The following is a 16,037-nucleotide window of genomic DNA, read 5'->3' as shown; positions in this document are numbered from 1 at the left end:
ATGGTGCCTTGGTCAGTCTCAGTTCGGGGATGACGAATACGCTTAAAAATCTGATGGGCCTATCCATCGTCCTGGTCTCCTATGGCTGGATGGTGGATCGGGTGGCACTTTTTTCGATTGAAAGTACCTGGCTGGTCTATCTGCTGGCCTTCGTGGGGATGGATTTTGTGGGCTACTGGAGCCATCGTTTTGACCATACGGTAAATGCTTTTTGGAACCGGCACATCGTGCACCACAGCAGTGAGGAGTTTAACCTGAGCTGCGCGCTGCGGCAGTCTATTTCCTCCATTATCGGCATCTATTTCTTTTTATATATTCCGATGGCCCTCCTCGGGGTGCCTGCGGAGGTGGTGGCCCTGGTGGCGCCGATTCATCTTTTTGCACAGTTTTGGTACCATACCCGGCTGATCGATAAGATGGGCTTCTTAGAGTATATCCTCGTCACGCCCTCCCATCATCGGGTGCACCACGCGATCAATGACGTTTACTTGGATAAAAACCTTTCCCAAATTTTCATCTTTTGGGACAAGTTATTCGGCACCTTTCAGGAGGAACTGCCAGAGGAGCCGCCCGTGTATGGGGTGAAAAAGCCGGTGAATACGTGGAATCCGATTTGGATCAACTATCAGCATTTTTGGGGGCTAATTCAGGACGCTTATCGGACGAAGTCTTGGCGGGATAAGGCACGTATTTGGTTTATGCCGACGGGGTGGCGCCCGGCAGATGTGGTGGAGCGCTATCCGATTCAGTATTGGAAGGATGCCCATCAGCAGGTGAAGTACGATAGCCAGCCCTCTAAAGCCCTCTTTATCTGGTCTTGGATCCAGTTTTTGCTCAATTTTGCCCTTGTTTTCCACGTGTTGATCGCCTTTGTTCAGTTTCAGTATGGCGAGGTGCTGCTTTATGGGGGCTTTTTGATGCTTTCTGTTTTCGCTTACACCACTTTGATGGATCGTGCGCGTTTTGCCTTGTGGGCGGATGGGCTACGGCTCCTGGCTGCACTCGGAATTTTCTTCCGTATGGGCAGCTGGTTTCATTTGGATCAGTTTTTCCCCGGAGCCTCTTATCTGATCCTGACGTATTTTGCCCTTTCCCCCGTGATTAGCTGGTATTTGCTCGGTACTTCGGGCTCGGATCAGGCCTCTGGGCCTTTGCGCTCTGCGCCCCTGCTGGCGTCTGTAGGTTCGGCCTCCGGCCAAAGGAAAGGTCCTGAAGTGGTGGCGGCGCGCCTAAGCAAGGATGCTTAACGGCCTCTTTTTCGAAGTAGATGTTTTCAAGTAGGCTGCTGAGTGGGTTCCTGTTGGGAAATCGTCGAGACCTGTAAGGCATTACGTTTCGTCGGAGGCTGTGGTGCCGAGTAGTTGCCGCTCGATGACTTCCGGGAAAAAGCGGTATTCTAAGGCATGGACTTTTTCTGCTATGGTTTCCACGCTATCTTCTGGAGACAGGGCGACACCTGCTTGAAATAAGATTTTTCCTTCATCGTATGCCGCGTTTACGAGGTGAATGGTGATGCCGGTATGGCTCTCTCCCGCCGCCTTTACGGCTGCGTGAACATGGTGGCCATACATGCCTTTTCCTCCGTAGGCGGGCAGCAGGGCAGGATGGATATTGAGCATGCGCTCTGGAAAGGCGGCGATCAGGTGAGGGGGGATTTGGAGTAAAAAGCCCGCCAGAATGACCCAGTCGATAGCTCTTTTTTGGAGTTCTTCTAAAAGTTTTCCAGACTGCAAGTCACTTTTGCTGAAGGCCAGCCCCTCTATGGAGAGTTGTTCTGCACGTTTCAGGACATAGGCATCGGCTTTGTTACTTGCGATGAGTGCAACTTGGATCGTGGGGTGTCCCTTAAAGTAGCGGGCGATATTTTCGGCATTGCTGCCACTTCCGGAGGCTAGGATAGCGATTTTCTTCACGAGCATAGGTTTTTAAGCGGATAGAGGACAAAAATGGGGTTTTTAGGCGAAAAACCTTTCCTACAGGTGAAAAAATACGTGGAGGGGGGCAGATAGGKTTTCGGACTTAGAGAAAGAGCATGCTGAGAATGCTACGAGCATGAGCACTTTCGACCAGAGGCTGAGCTGGCTGAAATGGGCTTTGCGGTCCGCGCGGTAGATTTTATAGAGGTAGTACAAGAAAAAGATGCCTAGGCCGCCGAAGTAATAAAAGAGAAGGGGATTGTTGATTTTTATGGTTACGATGATGATGACGGCGATAAAAATAAAGGCGATGAGAAAAATGGCGCGCTTCGTATTTCGAAAGCCAAATACAATCGGGATGCTTCGCACGCCATGCTTCCGATCTCCCTGCCGGTCTTCGATGTCTTTTATGATGGCATGGATGAGGTTTAGGAAGAAGGCAAACAGGGCATAGTCAATACGATGAGCTCTGCTTTTTGATAGTAATAGCCGACGATCCAGATGCTGCCCCCTGTGAGGAGCGCCACGACCAAATTGCCCCAGAGGGGAAGTCTTTTTAGGCTGTTACTATATAGCCACAGTAAGAAGGAGGCGACAAAATGCAGGACAGCGATGCGTGGACTAATGAGGCGCCGATACCGATGCCGATGAGGTTGAGCGTAGTATGGAGGAGCAGTGCCACACGTCTTTTCATGCCCTTTCCGATGATGACCTCTCGTGGTTTATTGATATAGTCGATTTTAACGTCGTAGTAATCATTAATGACATATCCTGCAGCCATCAGGATAGTGGTAGAAAAAATCAAGAGGTAGAGGTTGGGGTCCTGAACAACAGGTAATCCCTGGCGGCTGGTTTCCACCAGGCAGAGTGCTGTCATAAACTGTGCAAAACCCACGATGACAAGATTGTAGGGTCTACTGATCCGAAAGAGGCCGGATAAGGTGAGTGTCTTTCCCATGTGGTCGCTGGCTCAAGGCTTAAAGGTACGCTTTTTCGCAGGCTTATTGCTCATTCGCTAGGGCTATCTTCAGCTGAAAATACGAAAATCTTTCTTGAAAATGTTCTTTAAGTGGGGTAAGTCGGCGTGAGTTTTCCCGTCGAGCCTGCAGGCGTATGGTTAATACATCGTCTTTCGATAAGAACTCAGATTCTTCCAGTAGCCCTTCCTGCACGGCGGTCACGAGGTGGCTTTCCACTGTTTTTAGGCTTAAATTACGCGCTGAAGCTGTTTTGTAGAGGTTGTGCGATTTTTTATACTCCTGTAGCGTGGCCAAAACGGTTCCAGAGGATGCTCCTTTGGCGCTAGCCCCCTTCCCCGCACTGGCGCCGGAATTTTTCGCTTTCAACGAATGCCGTTTTTCGGGCAGCTGATGCTTTTCTGCATAGCGACAGATGAGCGACAAGAAGCGGGCGCCGTATTTTTCAGCTTTTACCTCACCTACTCCTGTGATGCGGAGGAGGCTAGGGGTAGACTGGGGCAGTACGGTGGCCATTTCCTGGAGCGTATTGTCTCCGAAAATTACGTAAGGGGGCACTTGATAATCGTCTGCGAGGCTGACGCGGAGAATTTTCAGTTCGTCGAGAAGATCTTCGTGGATTTCTGCCTTTGTGCTGCTTTGGCTGTCACGAACCGCGTCCCGAAGTGCCTCACCACTGATGGGGAGCATGATTTTTTCTTTGCGTTTTAGCTTTTCCCAGGCCTTTTCGGTGAGCTTCAGTAAGGGCAAGGCCTTTCCTGCTTCGGCGAGGTAGCTTCCACCTGTAGGCGCTCGCCGAGGCTGCGCCAGAACTGCTCGGGCCTGTCTTTTCCGATGCCATACAAGCTTAAGGCCCGCTGTTCTTCGCTTATTTTCGCGCTTTTCGAACCTCTGAGTACGAGGATGGGGTGCTGCAAGCCATACTGCTGCCCGGTGCGCACGATGGCGGAGAGCAGCATCTGCGCGGGGACGGTGACATCCTCTAATCGGCTCTTCGCGAAGCAGCGGTCACAGTTGCCACAGTCTTCCGTTAGCTGCTCTCCGAAGTAGCCGAGGAGGTAGCGTCTGCGGCAGGTATTGGCTAGGCAGAAGCCTTTCATTTTTTGCAGCTTCTGCTGCATGGTGGCGTTAAAAGCGGCGTTTTCTCCGTTATTTAAGATTTTTTCGAGGATGATGACATCGGATACGCCATAAAAAAGGAGGGCTTCGCTGGGTAGGCCATCCCTTCCGGCGCGGCCTGTTTCTTGGTAGTAGCCTTCGATGTTTTGGGGCATGCTGACATGGACGACGTAGCGGACGTTCGGCTTGTCGATGCCCATGCCGAAGGCCACGGTAGCCACTATGATCGGCACTTCGTCTTTAATGAAGGCCTGCTGATGCTGCTCGCGCTGCTCTTTCGGGAGGCCGGCGTGATAGGGGAGTGCCTGGAAGCCCCAGCTTCGAACGAGCTCGGCGGTATCTTCCACATTTTTTCGGGAGAGGCAGTAAATGATGCCAGAGCTTTTCTGTTTGTCGAGTAAAAAATCGCGCAGCTGCTCTTCCCAGTTCGCTTTTACTGCGGACGTGGTAGGTGATGTTTTTTCGGTCGAAGGAGGTGGTGAACCAGGTGGCATTTTGGAGTCCCAGTTTTTCGGCGATATCCTTTCGGGTCATTTTGTCGGCGGTAGCCGTTAACGCGATGAAGGGGATTTCCTGAAAGTGATGGCGTAGCTTGCCGATGTTCAGGTAGTCGGGCCGGAAGTCGTGCCCCCACTGGGAGACGCAGTGCGCTTCGTCGATGGCGACGAGATGGAGGTCTGCTCGTTTTAAAAAATCGATGAAGGCCATATCTCCGCTTTGGAGGCGTTCTGGTGCTACGTAGAGCAGTTTTATGCGGCCGTTTTCGACTTCCGAGCTGATAAAGCGCTGCTCGCTGAGGCTTTGGGTGGAATTTAAGTAGGCAGCGGGGATGCCATTAGCGTTTAGGGCATCCACTTGATCTTTCATCAGGGAGATAAGTGGCGAGATAATGAGGGCGAGCCGGGCTTCATAAGGGCGGGGATCTGGTAGCAGATCGATTTACCACCGCCGGTGGGCATGAGGACGATGGCATCTTTTCCGCTGTGGATGTGTCTGATGACGCGTTCTTGTTCGCCTCGGAAAGCCGTATAGCCATAGTAATGCGCGAGGAGTGCATGGGGATCGCTGCTGCTTAGGGTGTTCGGTGCTGAAGAAGGTGAAGCCATCATAAATCATCCAGTTCTGGGGTGCAAGGCGGGAGGGGTTTTCTGGTTTTTCCCATTAAAGTTCAGGTAAAATTAATAAACTGGCAGGGAGTTTATCCACTTTTAAGCGAATTTAATCCATTAAAGTGGGGATATGGATTGGGGATTGCAGCCTTGCACATGCAACAGCAGTCTTGAGGCTAGAGAATATGGGGATTTTACGCTAATTCAGAGGTGTTAATTTTTTTCTATGCACAGATTTGATCTCTTAGGTATTCGTGCCTGACCGCTTGTTAAGGGTGCCTTTGCTTCGCTACACGCGTGATCGTTTGCTTTCGATTTTTGGGCTTTTCTCTTTCGTTTGCTTTCGATTTTAGCGAAATTGCTTTCGTTTTCTTTCGTTTGCTTTCTTTTTCATGTTCGTTTCTGATCGTTTGCTTTCTTTTTGGCCTCCCGGCCAAAAGCTCGCGCGCCTGTTAAACGACTCAAGACTACGGGGATTTAGGTATAAGGGACCATGAAGGGGGTAAGGCGACTCGTAAGTTCGCTAGTTACATTGGGTTTTTAGAAAATTTTAGTTTAATTTAATATACCCTCTACTGAACGTATACGATGCCAGTCTTTGGCGACTCATTTACTGGATCAAGGCACAGTTATGCGGTATATTACAATTTGCTCCATGGACAAAAACGGCTGAGGCTAAAGCAGTGATTACAGAAAATACACTTGGGTATGGTCCGAAAGGAATGGGATTTACCCAAATCATTACAATATCTTATCAGGTTGACGATTCAGTTTATGTTCAGAAGAAAAAACTTTCTCAGAGGATCAATAAAAAGGAAATTGGATCGCAGGTCTTAATAGAGTATGCTGTCAACCTTAAAAGCGGGTCAAATGCTTTGAAATGGATTAGGACTATAGGTTAACCAATAGAGAGACCCTCCGATGAGGGGTTGCCGAGACAGCTATCAAACGACCTTACGCTGCATGATTGGTAAACCAGTATATGGTGAGCGGTAAGGAAAAACGGGGACATTGATCCCCCTAGGTGCGTACTGATGGAGCCGAATGAAAATGAACCCGTGACGAAGCCTCGATAAGGCAAATTACGATGTGAAAAATAGGTACTTACGTTTGTAACTATGACAAAGTGTGGCGGGCAATCGGATATACTGGCCAAATCGAGAGAGGAAACCTGCACCCGTGGTTGGGTGAGGCATGGGGGCAGTATCGGCCGGAATTTCCAGACCACAAGAAGCGAATTGATGACGCTTTTTCGAGGTCTTTTTAGGGAATCTTGTCCTTTGGTTCTCATCGGATCTAGAGGGCTTGTTTTCCAGTTCTGGGCTGAAAGGCGGGAGGGGTTTTCTGGTTTTTTCCATTAAAATTCAGGTAAAATTAATAAACTGGCAAGGGGTTTGCTCTATTCTAAACATATTTAATCAATTAACAACCTTTAAACTATACACACATGTCACTAAAACTGAAAGGAAACTGGAACGAATTAAAAGGAAAACTGAAAGAGAAATATGGTGAGCTCACCGATGATGATCTAGCTTATGCGGAGGGGCAGGAAGACCAGCTTCTCGGTAAGTTACAGCAGAAGACGGGGGAGGCCAAAGAAAAATTAGAGGCCTTCCTTTTCGGTGAGGACGATAAGGCATAAGAGACGCCACCGCTAACCCGGACCCGCTAAGGTTCGGTTTTTTTTGCGCCCCGCCGCCCCTTTTTAAGTGCTTCGTTTGGATTCTGCGGCTGATGATGTAAATTTACTCTATCAGCTATAAACCCAATATCTAAGCTATGGCCTATTACTATCGACTCGGGGAGATTCCACCGAAACGTCATATTCAGTTTCGTCAGCCGGATGGCTCCCTTTATAAGGAAGAGCTCGTAAGCTCTAAGGGCTTCTCGGGCATTTATTCCAACTTGTACCATATCCATAACCCGAATGCGGTGACCCAGATCGGGGAGCCTATCCCGTATCACTGGGAGGCAGCGAAGGAGCATGGGCTGCGCCAAACGCACCTGAAGACGGCAGGCATCGAGACGACGGGCAAAGATTATATCACTGCGCGGCAGATGTTGCTCATTAACGGGGACGTCATGATGGGGATTTGTGCTCCTGAGGAGCGCGTGATGCAGCATTACTTTAAAAATGCTGATGGGGATGAGTTGATCTACGTCCACGATGGGCAGGGCGTGCTTTTCTCTCAGTTCGGGCGTCTGGAGGTGCGTAAAGGCGATTACATCGTTATTCCGCGCACGACGATTTACCGTTTTGAGTGGGAGGAGGGGCCGCTGCGGCTGCTAATCACCGAAAGTGCGGGGCCGATCGAGACGGTCAAGCGCTACCGCAATGAGCTCGGACAGCTTCTGGAGCACTCGCCTTACTGTGAGCGGGATATTCGCCCACCCGGTTCCCTGCATACAGAGCCGGAAAAGGTTCCTACACCGTGTATATTAAAAAAGGAGGCATGCTGTATCCGTACACCTATGCCACCAGTCCTTTTGATCTGGTAGGCTGGGATGGCTTCTTGTATCCCTATGCCCTTTCGATTTATGATTTCGAGCCGATTACCGGGCGCATTCATCAGCCACCGCCTGTGCATCAGACCTTCCAAGCCTGGGGTTTTGTGATTTGTTCCTTCGTTCCGAGGCTCTTTGATTACCATCCTTTGGCCATTCCGGCCCCCTATAACCACAGTAACATAGACTCTGATGAGGTGCTGTATTACGCGGAGGGGGAATTTATGAGCCGAAAAGGGATCGATAGGGGCTCGTTTACCCTGCACATGGGAGGCCTGCCGCATGGGCCGCATCCGGGCACGGTGGAGAAATCGATCGGCGCCAAAGCGACGGAGGAGTACGCCGTTATGCTGGATACATTTAAACCGCTCTATGTGACGACACAGGCACTACAGTATGTGGATGCCGCGTATCCGATGAGCTGGACACCTTCTGAATCTTAAATGGAAACTTTATGATCGTAAGCACCACCCCCAGTTTAGAGGGGTACACCATTACCGCCTATTTAGGCGTAGTCTCCGGTGAAACCATTATCGGAGCGAATATTTTCAAAGATTTCTTTGCGAGCATCACCGATATTGTCGGGGGACGTTCGGGCGCTTATGAGCGGGTTTTGCGCGAAGCGAAATCCACTGCCATGGCCGAAATGGAAGCTCAGGCGCGGGCTTTTGGCGGGAATGCTGTCGTGGGCATCGACTTAGATTATGAGACTATTCGGGATGGCATGCTGATGGTTACGGCCTCAGGAACGGCGGTCCGCGTGGAGAAAAACAATGCGTATTAACGGAAAGAAGATGAAAAAAATAACTCTGTGGCTCCTGCTTATTGGCTTTGTAATTAGCGCCAGGGCGCAATCGTATTTTGATGACGGGCTGCCGGCCAGTTTCCATAAGGAGCGTCGGGAGGCGGCCAGGGCAGCTCTGCCTGAGCATGCGGTGATGATCGTGTTTACCAATCCTGTGAAAAATCGCTCGAATGATACGGAGTTTGCGTATCGGCCGGATTCGGACTTTTATTACCTGACTGGTTTTCGGGAGCCGAATGCTGCGCTGGTGCTCTTTCAGCAGCCTCAGCAGATCGGGGGCAAGACCTACACGGAACTCCTGTATGTGCAGCGTAGGGATCCGGCCCGCGAGCAGTGGGAAGGTACGCGCCTCGGTGTGGAAGGGGTGCAGGAAAAACTGGGCATAGAAGCGGCATTTCTGTACGAAACTTTTCTGCAGGAGCCGGGGCCGATCGACTTGGGAAGCTTTTCTCAGGTGGTGTATAAGGATTTAGGGCCTATCGAACCGGGGCATAATAAGGGGCTGATCGCCATGACGAGCAAGCTCAAAGAGGGGGTTCAGGAGAATCCTTTCGTCGGGCAGCGTACCTTTCAGCAGGTGATGAGTGGGCTTCGGGAGGTGAAAACTGCTGAGGAGCTTACGCTGCTGCGAAAGGCTATCGCGATCAGTGGCGAGGGGCATCGTGCTGCGATCAAGTCCATCAAGCAGGGGTCAGCGAGCGGGCGTATTCAGGGGTGTGCATGAGTTTGTGCATAAGGCATATGGTGCTGAGGATGTAGGCTATGGCAGCATCGTCGGGGCAGGAAATAATGCCACTATTTTACATTATGTGTACAACTCGGAACGGGATCTACGTGCTGGGTTGATGCTGATGGATGTAGGTGCGGAGTATCGTGGCTATTCGGGTGATATCACGCGTACGGTTCCGATTTCAGGTACCTTTACAGAGGAGGAGAAGTTGATTTATGAATTGGTGTTAGCCTCGATGGAGGCTGCTTTCCGAGAGATCAAGCCGGGGGTATCCTTCCGAGCGGCAAGTGCTGCGGCTTCGGAGGTGATTAATGCGGGTTTAGCAGATTTAGGTATCATCCAGAAGGGGGAGCGTCATCGCTACTTCCCACATGGCTTAGGTCATCATTTGGGCTTGGATGTGCATGATCGTGGAGGCTATGATCCGTTAAAGCCGGGCATGGTGCTGACGGTGGAGCCGGGCATTTACATCCCTGAGGGCAGTGACTGCGATCCCAAGTGGTGGGGTATCGGTGTGCGGATAGAGGATAATTTGCTGATCACGGAGACAGGTTTCGAGAATTTATCGGACTTTGTGCCCAAGACGGTGGCGGAGATAGAGGAGCTGATGCGTCAGGAGGGTGTTTTGCAGCAGTTGTATCAGAGTGTCGGTGCTCGTTCTGCTGATTCCTGGGGTGGTAAAGAGTAGAAGGGCGCGTTTTGATTTTTCAGTGGCGCACATCCTGATTCGGGGTGTGCGTTTTTTTGTTTTTTACTGATCATGGTAAGCGTTAGGGAATGTCCACTGTGGTGAAGTTTTACCGAGGACTAATTTTAGGGCAATGATGTTCACTTTGGGGTGGAACCCGTTGGTGGCTGGAGATAAAAAAACCCAGCAAGTGCCGGGTTTTCGTTATTGTCGTGGCTATTATGTAAGCAGTAAGTCTCGGTTATAGGAGTCCTTTCCAAGCCCCACTAATCCCGCTTCTTCAAGTCGCCCCGCTTAATGGATTTAATGAAGTTAGACCAGGCGATCGGGTCTAGGAGCGTAAAGGGTCTGGGGCCGTAGCGATCCTGAATCTGCATGCCCTGACCGCGGTAGAAGCCCCGGAAGTTTTCATTTGGCGAAGCCGGCATATTCTCTGCATAGAGGAGCAAGGTCTCTGGATTCATATTCCCTGCACGGTTTCCTGCCAGCGGATCTTCTAAGTTCATGGCCAATACGGCGCGCTTAAACTCTTCTTCCGTAGGATAGGGCATTACCTCCACTTCAGCTAGGCCCATCTCGTCATCTTCCATCGTAACGATCAAGCTAATTTTATCTTCCGTCACCAGGTCGGGCACGCGAAAAGTCTGCCGCTTCAGGCCGATGAAGCTAAAAACTACAGAGTCGCCTTCTAAAACCGGCATGGAGAAGTAGCCAAATCGTCCGGAGGAGGTTCCGCGCCCTTTCTTAGGGACGAAAATATTCACCCCAGGCACGGCATCCGTGCTGTCGGCATTCAGCACCACTCCCGATAACTGGATGACTCGCCGCTCCCGCTGTTCCCCGCTGCCACTTTGCGCCTGCGCAAAGGACACCGTCAGGAAAAATCCGAGGAGAAGCAATAAATGGGGGTATAACTTTTTCAACACTTTTTATTTTAAGTAACGTAATTTCAACCGCTCGGTTTCGTTACACGAATTTATCTATAATATTAAGAAATTCCGGCATGATTTGCTTATTTTGAGGCCAGGAAATTGATTAAAAGATCTTAATGCGGTTAAAAAACATCAGTCTCAGCTATGGGATGCGGATTTTTAAGTGTCTTTCGGAGGAGCCGCGGGTACGGATTTTGCACCTGCTGCTCCAGAACAAGGAGCTGACCATCTCCGACCTGGAATTGATTCTAGACTTTACCCAGACGAAAACCAGCCGGCACCTGGCCTATCTGAAAAATGCGGGCCTAGTCGGCAGCCGCCGGGTGGACCAGTGGATTTTTTACTACCTGCTGGAGGAGGCGCAGGAAATCATTTTGCAGACCTTTAAGTTTATACAGAAAGATGTCCATCTCATCCGCGACCAAGAGGTGTACCGCATCCTGGACAGCAACCGTGAGCTGGCAAAAAATAAAATAGATACTAACCCCTACCGAAGCGAGTGAAGCGTTACGAACACATTTTCTTTGACCTGGACCATACGCTCTGGGATTACGACACCAATGTCCGGCATGCCCTCCATGCCCTTTATGGGCAGTTTGGCCTGCAAGAGCGGGGAATTCATTCTCCTGAACGTCTTTTGCAAGCCTTTAATCAGGTGAATTTTGAACTTTGGGCCATGTACGATAAGGGCGAGGTGGATAAGGTGAGCCTGCGGCAAAGGCGCTTCCCTTGGATTTTCGAGGTGGCGGAGGCGGATCCTCAGGCGGTCCCGGCAGGCTTGGAAGAGGCGTTTATGCAGCAGACCAGCAGCCAGCCCGGCCTGATGCCCCATGCCCTCGACCTGCTCCACTACCTCAAGCCCCGCTATCCGCTCCATATTATCACGAATGGCTTCGATGAAAGTCAGGCGCTGAAGATGCGTAGCAGCGGACTGAGTCCTTTCTTCGAGCTGGTGGTCACCTCCGAGACGACGGGCCATAAAAAGCCCGACCGAAGGATTTTCGACTATGCACTGGAGCGCCTGCAGACGCGCCCCGAGGCCTGTCTGATGGTAGGAGATAATCCGAATTCCGATATGCTCGGCGCCCTTAATGCCGGGATCGACCGGGTCTTCTATACGCCGAATGGCCGCAGCTGCCAGCATCCAGTGACGCATACCATCCGGCAGTTGGATCAACTGAAATCCCTTCTCTGAAAGGGATAAATCCGAAGATGCTGTGGTTGGGCGCTGGAAATTAGTATCTTTGTTTGACAGAAAATTAAACTCAAATAGGCTATGTTAAAAGGTTTTTTTAACGTGCCGGAACCGGTAAATGAGCCCGTAAAGGCCTATGCGCCCGGTTCGGCAGAACGAAAAGAATTGCAAGCGATGTTACGTCAGCTCCGCGCTAAGCAGGTGGACATCCCCATGTATATCGGCTCCGAGGAGGTGCGCACGGATCGCAAGCGGCCCCTCAGCCCTCCCCATGATCATCAGCACATCTTGGGGCACTTCCATGAAGGGGATGCCAGCCATGTGGAGCAGGCCATCGCCGCTGCTTTAGGCGCCAAGTATGCCTGGGAAAACATGCAGTGGGAGCAGCGTGCCGCCATCTTTTTAAAGGCTGCTGACTTGCTAGCGGGGCCCTACCGGGCCAAAATGAATGCTGCCACCATGCTGGGGCAGTCTAAAAACGCCTATCAGGCAGAGATTGACTCCGCTTGTGAGTTTATCGACTTCCTGCGCTTTAATGTCAAGTACATGACAGAAATCTATGCGCAGCAGCCACCTGTCTCTGGAAATGGCGTTTGGAACCGTGTGGAGCAGCGCCCACTGGAGGGCTTTATCTTTGCCCTCACGCCCTTTAACTTTACCGCCATCGCCGGAAACTTCCCGCTGCCCTGCCATGATGGGAAATACCATCGTGTGGAAGCCTGCCTATACGCAGATTTATTCTGCCCAAGTGCTGATGGAAGTGTTCCAGGAGGCAGGCGTGCCTGATGGGGTGATCAACCTCATCTACGTCGATGGACCTACCGCAGGCGATATTATTTTCAAGCATCCTGACTTCGCAGGAATCCACTTTACGGGGTCTACAGGCGTTTTTCAGCATATTTGGAAAACGATCGGGGAGCATATTCACGTCTATAAGTCTTATCCACGTATCGTAGGAGAAACAGGAGGAAAAGACTTTGTGCTGGCGCACAAATCCGCCAACCCGAAAGCCGTAGCTGTAGGGCTTTCCCGCGGGGCATTCGAGTTTCAGGGCCAAAAATGCTCCGCCGCCTCACGTGCTTACATCCCGTCCAATATCTGGCCGGAGGTCAAGCAGTACCTATTAGAGGACCTGGCGAGCATGAAAATGGGCGGTACAGAAGATTTCACCAATTTTATTAATGCTGTAATCGACGAGAAGGCCTTCGATAAGATCGCTGCCTACATCGAGGAGGCCAAGGCTGCCGATGGTGTGGAGCTGATCGCGGGAGGCACTTACGATAAGTCGAAAGGTTATTTTATCGCCCCTACCGTGTTCGTGACCACCGATCCGATGTATCGCACCATGCAGGAGGAAATTTTCGGCCTGTGTTGACCATCTATGTGTATCATGAGGAGCACTTCGAAACCACCTTAGAGCTGGTAGACCAGACTTCCCCTTATGCACTTACGGGTGCGGTCTTCTCTCAGGATCGCTACGCCATCGAGCTGGCCACCCAGGTGCTTAAGAATGCCGCCGGAAATTTCTATATCAATGACAAGCCGACTGGTGCCGTGGTAGGGCAGCAGCCTTTTGGCGGTAGCCGTGCCAGTGGAACGAATGACAAGGCGGGCTCCATGCTCAACCTACTGCGCTGGGTGTCTCCGCGCACCATTAAAGAGACTTTCGTGCCACCTGTGGATTATCGCTATCCTTTTTTAGGGGAGGACTAACGTCCAAAGAGCCCCTTTTCGCGAGATAGGCTTTATTTTAGATGAAAAGTGATTGCTGCTGAGTTAGCAATCACTTTTTGTTTTTTACAGCGCTTTGTCGTATTATTATCCTATAATTCACGCACATGATGAAAAAAAATACGGTTTTTATGGGGGCCGCCCTTTTAATGGCGAGTCTATGGTCCTGTGGAGGCGCTTCTGAAGGCACCTCCGAACTCACGCACCTGCATGTACAGGCTGCAGACATCGTTTCCCTGGGGGATGCGCTGGAGGAGGTGGAGTTTATTGCGCTCCAGGTGCCCGAGGATAAGCCGCTGAGCTTTACGATGGGTAATCCCGTTTATGCGGTAGGCGATACGCATATTGCGGTGGCAAAGGTGGACTTTGCGGGGAATTCCGGGGTGTACATTTTTGACAGGCAGGGAGCCTTCTTGCTGCATTTTGATAAGAAGGGCGATGGCCCTGGGGAGTATAGTCGCGTAGAAAGTTTAGCCATCGAGGGTGAGTATGTGCACGTTTTCCCTTCTTTGACCAAGCGTCTGCGCTACCGATTAGCGGATGGTAGTTTTGTGGATGAGTTAAACCTAATGGATCGCTCCATGTACGTTCCTAGCATGGTGGATTTAGGGAATGAGCGCTACCTCTTGGGACAGGATATGGAGTTGGAAAATCAGGGAGATCCAGGCACTTATTTCACGGCTTTTGTGATTCGGGACATGAAGCTGGACACCCTGATTCCTTTGCCTGTAAAGGCGCCCCTATTGCCTTTTCTTTAGGGGAGACCTATGCGGCGAAGCTTCGGGAGGATTTGTATGTGTTAAATGCCGGCGGGCTGGATACCTTATATGTACTGGATGGGGAAGATCAGGTGCGGCCGATCGTACACCTAAAGTTAGGGGATAATCCCATGCCAGAGTCGGCGAAATCCGATTATGAGGGTGTAGATGAGTTGATTATGCAGCAGAAATATTCGTTTAATGTCGGGACGATCGCGGCGGCGGGAGATATGATGCAGCTGATGGTTTTCGGTTTGAAGAAAAATCCCGACATGGACATGGAGGACCTGAGCACGGCGCCGATTTACAATTTATTTATCCGTTATCCGGACATGAAGTACACGGTAGTGGATTTTGTAGGGGATATCGAGCGGAAGAATACGGCGAAGGATGCCTTTTCGGAGCTTTTGTCGCCCGCTGGTGTGGGGCTGCTGGAGCGCAAAGGTGGGTTGAAAGGGGAGCATCTGGAGGCTTTCGAGGCTGCTCAGGCAGCTTTACTGGATGAGGAAGATCCGATTTTAATGCTTTTTAAGGTGAAGGTGCGGTAAGGACGTTTCTTTCGGTACGTATACCATAAAAGTAAACAAGCGAGAGGGGCTGCAGAATTTACCGCAGCCCTTCTCGCTTTTATTATGCTTGTCCGGGCCGCTTATCCACGGGCTGCCAGCAGATAGAGGACGGCCATGCGGACCGCTACTCCATTTTCCACCTGCTGGAGGATGATGGCCTGTTCGCTGTCGGCTACATCGCTGTGGAGTTCCACGCCTCGGTTAATCGGCCCAGGGTGCATGATGACGATTTCCTTATCTAGCTTAGCTAGACGCGCCTTGTCTACTCCGAAAAACTGCGCGTATTCGCGGAGGGAAGGGAAATATTTGATTTGCTGGCGCTCGAGCTGAATGCGCAAAACGTTTGCTACGTCACACCAGGCGAGAGCTTGGTCCACATCATGGCTGACCTGCACGTCGAGGCTGCGGATGTAGGTGGGCAGGAGTGTGGCGGGGCCGCAGACCATGACTTCGGCGCCTAATTTGCGCAAGCAAAAGATATTCGAGAGGGCCACGCGGGAGTGGAGGATATCGCCGATGATGGCCACTTTTTTACCGGCCACCTCGCCGAATTCTCGCGGATGGAGAAGGCGTCCAGGAGGGCTTGGGTGGGGTGCTCGTGGGTGCCATCGCCAGCGTTCACGATGTTCGCTCCGATATGCTTGCTGAGAAAATGGGGGGCGCCGGGGCTGCTGTGCCGCATGACCACCATATCCACTTTCATGGACAAAATATTATTTACGGTATCGATGAGCGTTTCTCCTTTTTTTACGGAGCTATTGCTAGAGGAAAAATTCAAAACATCTGCAGAGAGTCTTTTTTCCGCCAGCTCAAAACTGAGCTTGGTACGGGTGGAGTTCTCAAAAAAGATATTTGCGATGGTGATATCGCGCAGGGAAGGGACTTTTTTAATGGGCCTATTGATGACCTCCTTAAAGTTGGTGGCTGTTTCGAAGATGAGTTGGATATCGGCTTCGGTAAGGCCTTTGATGCCGAGGAGGTGGCGCGTGCTGAGCTGGGACAT

Annotated in this window: 16 protein-coding genes and 4 pseudogenes; 11 read left to right on the top strand and 9 right to left on the bottom strand. The window is 51.1% G+C overall.

Translation table 11 applies throughout. The annotated features are described in order from the left end of the window. Window positions 1-1,247 (top strand): sterol desaturase family protein (locus A3SI_RS11590; RefSeq protein WP_009056083.1); only part of this gene is annotated, 1,247 nt, incomplete at its 5' end. An 81-nt stretch (window positions 1,248-1,328) separates the two neighbouring features. Here A3SI_RS11590 and purN read toward each other — a convergent pair. The 7 genes and pseudogenes from purN to A3SI_RS21685 all read right to left on the bottom strand — a co-directional run bounded on the left by purN (window position 1,329) and on the right by A3SI_RS21685 (window position 5,118). Next, the gene (gene purN / locus A3SI_RS11585; RefSeq protein WP_009056082.1) at window positions 1,329-1,919 is read right to left on the bottom strand and encodes a phosphoribosylglycinamide formyltransferase; all 591 of its coding nucleotides are present in this window, start codon (window positions 1,917-1,919) and stop codon (window positions 1,329-1,331) included. Between the two features lie 54 nt (window positions 1,920-1,973). Continuing rightward, window positions 1,974-2,318 (bottom strand): UbiA family prenyltransferase, encoded by a 345-nt coding sequence (locus A3SI_RS22765; protein ID WP_316929183.1) that lies wholly within the window; start codon window positions 2,316-2,318, stop codon window positions 1,974-1,976. Window positions 2,319-2,472: 154 nt separating this feature from the next. Next, entirely contained in the window at window positions 2,473-2,874 is a 402-nt protein-coding gene (locus tag A3SI_RS22760) for a UbiA family prenyltransferase (protein WP_316929182.1), read from the bottom strand. Between the two features lie 43 nt (window positions 2,875-2,917). Continuing rightward, window positions 2,918-3,643 (bottom strand): HRDC domain-containing protein, encoded by a 726-nt coding sequence (locus A3SI_RS18330; RefSeq protein ID WP_009056080.1) that lies wholly within the window; start codon window positions 3,641-3,643, stop codon window positions 2,918-2,920. Further along, complete coding sequence (locus A3SI_RS18325) at window positions 3,631-4,506, bottom strand: RecQ family ATP-dependent DNA helicase (protein ID WP_238531734.1); 876 nt, start codon at window positions 4,504-4,506, stop codon at window positions 3,631-3,633. The genes A3SI_RS18330 and A3SI_RS18325 overlap by 13 nt, the downstream gene beginning before the upstream one ends. Window positions 4,507-4,606: 100 nt before the next feature. Beyond that, window positions 4,607-4,879 (bottom strand): annotated as a pseudogene (locus A3SI_RS20900) (ATP-dependent DNA helicase RecQ); the annotation flags it as partial. Beyond that, window positions 4,879-5,118 carry a DEAD/DEAH box helicase gene (locus A3SI_RS21685; RefSeq protein WP_262491784.1) on the bottom strand — a complete coding sequence of 80 codons (240 nt, stop codon included), beginning with the start codon at window positions 5,116-5,118 and terminating at the stop codon, window positions 4,879-4,881. The pseudogene A3SI_RS20900 and the gene A3SI_RS21685, both read right to left, overlap by 1 nt. A 1,450-nt stretch (window positions 5,119-6,568) precedes the next feature. On the opposite strand from A3SI_RS21685, the gene A3SI_RS11565 reads away from it, so the two are divergent. The 5 genes and pseudogenes from A3SI_RS11565 (at window position 6,569) to A3SI_RS20890 (ending at window position 9,849) form a co-directional block, all read left to right on the top strand. Then, window positions 6,569-6,763 (top strand): CsbD family protein, encoded by a 195-nt coding sequence (locus A3SI_RS11565; RefSeq protein WP_009056073.1) that lies wholly within the window; start codon window positions 6,569-6,571, stop codon window positions 6,761-6,763. A gap of 137 nt (window positions 6,764-6,900) precedes the next feature. Beyond that, window positions 6,901-8,069: pseudogene (locus tag A3SI_RS11560) on the top strand (homogentisate 1,2-dioxygenase). 11 nt (window positions 8,070-8,080) lie between these two features. Continuing rightward, complete coding sequence (locus A3SI_RS11555; RefSeq protein ID WP_009056071.1) at window positions 8,081-8,410, top strand: YbjQ family protein; 330 nt, start codon at window positions 8,081-8,083, stop codon at window positions 8,408-8,410. Window positions 8,411-8,420: 10 nt separating this feature from the next. Further along, window positions 8,421-9,155 (top strand): aminopeptidase P N-terminal domain-containing protein, encoded by a 735-nt coding sequence (locus A3SI_RS20895; RefSeq protein ID WP_238531733.1) that lies wholly within the window; start codon window positions 8,421-8,423, stop codon window positions 9,153-9,155. 4 nt (window positions 9,156-9,159) lie between these two features. Further along, window positions 9,160-9,849, top strand: coding sequence for a M24 family metallopeptidase (locus A3SI_RS20890; RefSeq protein ID WP_238531732.1), 690 nt, complete (start codon window positions 9,160-9,162; stop codon window positions 9,847-9,849). 266 nt (window positions 9,850-10,115) lie between these two features. Here A3SI_RS20890 and A3SI_RS11545 read toward each other — a convergent pair whose 3' ends face one another. Beyond that, window positions 10,116-10,772, bottom strand: coding sequence for a carboxypeptidase-like regulatory domain-containing protein (locus tag A3SI_RS11545; protein ID WP_009056070.1), 657 nt, complete (start codon window positions 10,770-10,772; stop codon window positions 10,116-10,118). A 125-nt stretch (window positions 10,773-10,897) separates the two neighbouring features. Here A3SI_RS11545 and A3SI_RS11540 point away from each other — a divergent pair, with 125 nt between their 5' ends. The 5 genes and pseudogenes from A3SI_RS11540 (at window position 10,898) to A3SI_RS11520 (ending at window position 15,013) form a co-directional block, all read left to right on the top strand. Next, window positions 10,898-11,284, top strand: a complete 387-nt coding sequence (locus A3SI_RS11540) for an ArsR/SmtB family transcription factor (RefSeq protein WP_009056068.1) — start codon at window positions 10,898-10,900, stop codon at window positions 11,282-11,284. After that, window positions 11,281-11,976: a YjjG family noncanonical pyrimidine nucleotidase gene (locus tag A3SI_RS11535; protein WP_009056066.1), complete on the top strand. Its 696-nt coding sequence runs from the start codon at window positions 11,281-11,283 to the stop codon at window positions 11,974-11,976. Before A3SI_RS11540 ends, A3SI_RS11535 begins: the two co-directional genes overlap by 4 nt. 81 nt (window positions 11,977-12,057) lie before the next feature. Beyond that, window positions 12,058-13,689 (top strand): annotated as a pseudogene (gene pruA / locus A3SI_RS23280) (L-glutamate gamma-semialdehyde dehydrogenase). 125 nt (window positions 13,690-13,814) lie between these two features. Further along, window positions 13,815-14,465: a 6-bladed beta-propeller gene (locus A3SI_RS11525; protein WP_009056064.1), complete on the top strand. Its 651-nt coding sequence runs from the start codon at window positions 13,815-13,817 to the stop codon at window positions 14,463-14,465. Between the two features lie 38 nt (window positions 14,466-14,503). Beyond that, window positions 14,504-15,013, top strand: coding sequence for a hypothetical protein (locus A3SI_RS11520; RefSeq protein WP_009056061.1), 510 nt, complete (start codon window positions 14,504-14,506; stop codon window positions 15,011-15,013). A 101-nt stretch (window positions 15,014-15,114) separates the two neighbouring features. Here the strand turns inward: A3SI_RS11520 and A3SI_RS11515 are convergent. After that, a pseudogene (locus A3SI_RS11515) lies at window positions 15,115-16,037 on the bottom strand (aspartate carbamoyltransferase catalytic subunit).

It is taken from the genome of Nitritalea halalkaliphila LW7 (assembly GCF_000265075.1).
Classification (GTDB): Bacteria; Bacteroidota; Bacteroidia; order Cytophagales; family Cyclobacteriaceae; genus Nitritalea; species Nitritalea halalkaliphila.
Note: the sequence above shows the minus strand (reverse complement) of the source record. Positions and strands in the feature narration are given on the sequence as shown.

Coding starts and splice junctions, on each gene's coding strand:
- purN (WP_009056082.1), bottom strand. CDS start 1,919: ATGCTCGTGAAGAAAATCGCTATCCTAGCCTCCGGAAGTGGCAGCAAT.
- A3SI_RS22760 (WP_316929182.1), bottom strand. CDS start 2,874: ATGGGAAAGACACTCACCTTATCCGGCCTCTTTCGGATCAGTAGACCC.
- A3SI_RS18325 (WP_238531734.1), bottom strand. CDS start 4,506: ATGCCACCTGGTTCACCACCTCCTTCGACCGAAAAAACATCACCTACC.
- A3SI_RS21685 (WP_262491784.1), bottom strand. CDS start 5,118: ATGGCTTCACCTTCTTCAGCACCGAACACCCTAAGCAGCAGCGATCCC.
- A3SI_RS11565 (WP_009056073.1), top strand. CDS start 6,569: ATGTCACTAAAACTGAAAGGAAACTGGAACGAATTAAAAGGAAAACTG.
- A3SI_RS11555 (WP_009056071.1), top strand. CDS start 8,081: ATGATCGTAAGCACCACCCCCAGTTTAGAGGGGTACACCATTACCGCC.
- A3SI_RS20895 (WP_238531733.1), top strand. CDS start 8,421: ATGAAAAAAATAACTCTGTGGCTCCTGCTTATTGGCTTTGTAATTAGC.
- A3SI_RS11540 (WP_009056068.1), top strand. CDS start 10,898: ATGCGGTTAAAAAACATCAGTCTCAGCTATGGGATGCGGATTTTTAAG.
- A3SI_RS11525 (WP_009056064.1), top strand. CDS start 13,815: ATGATGAAAAAAAATACGGTTTTTATGGGGGCCGCCCTTTTAATGGCG.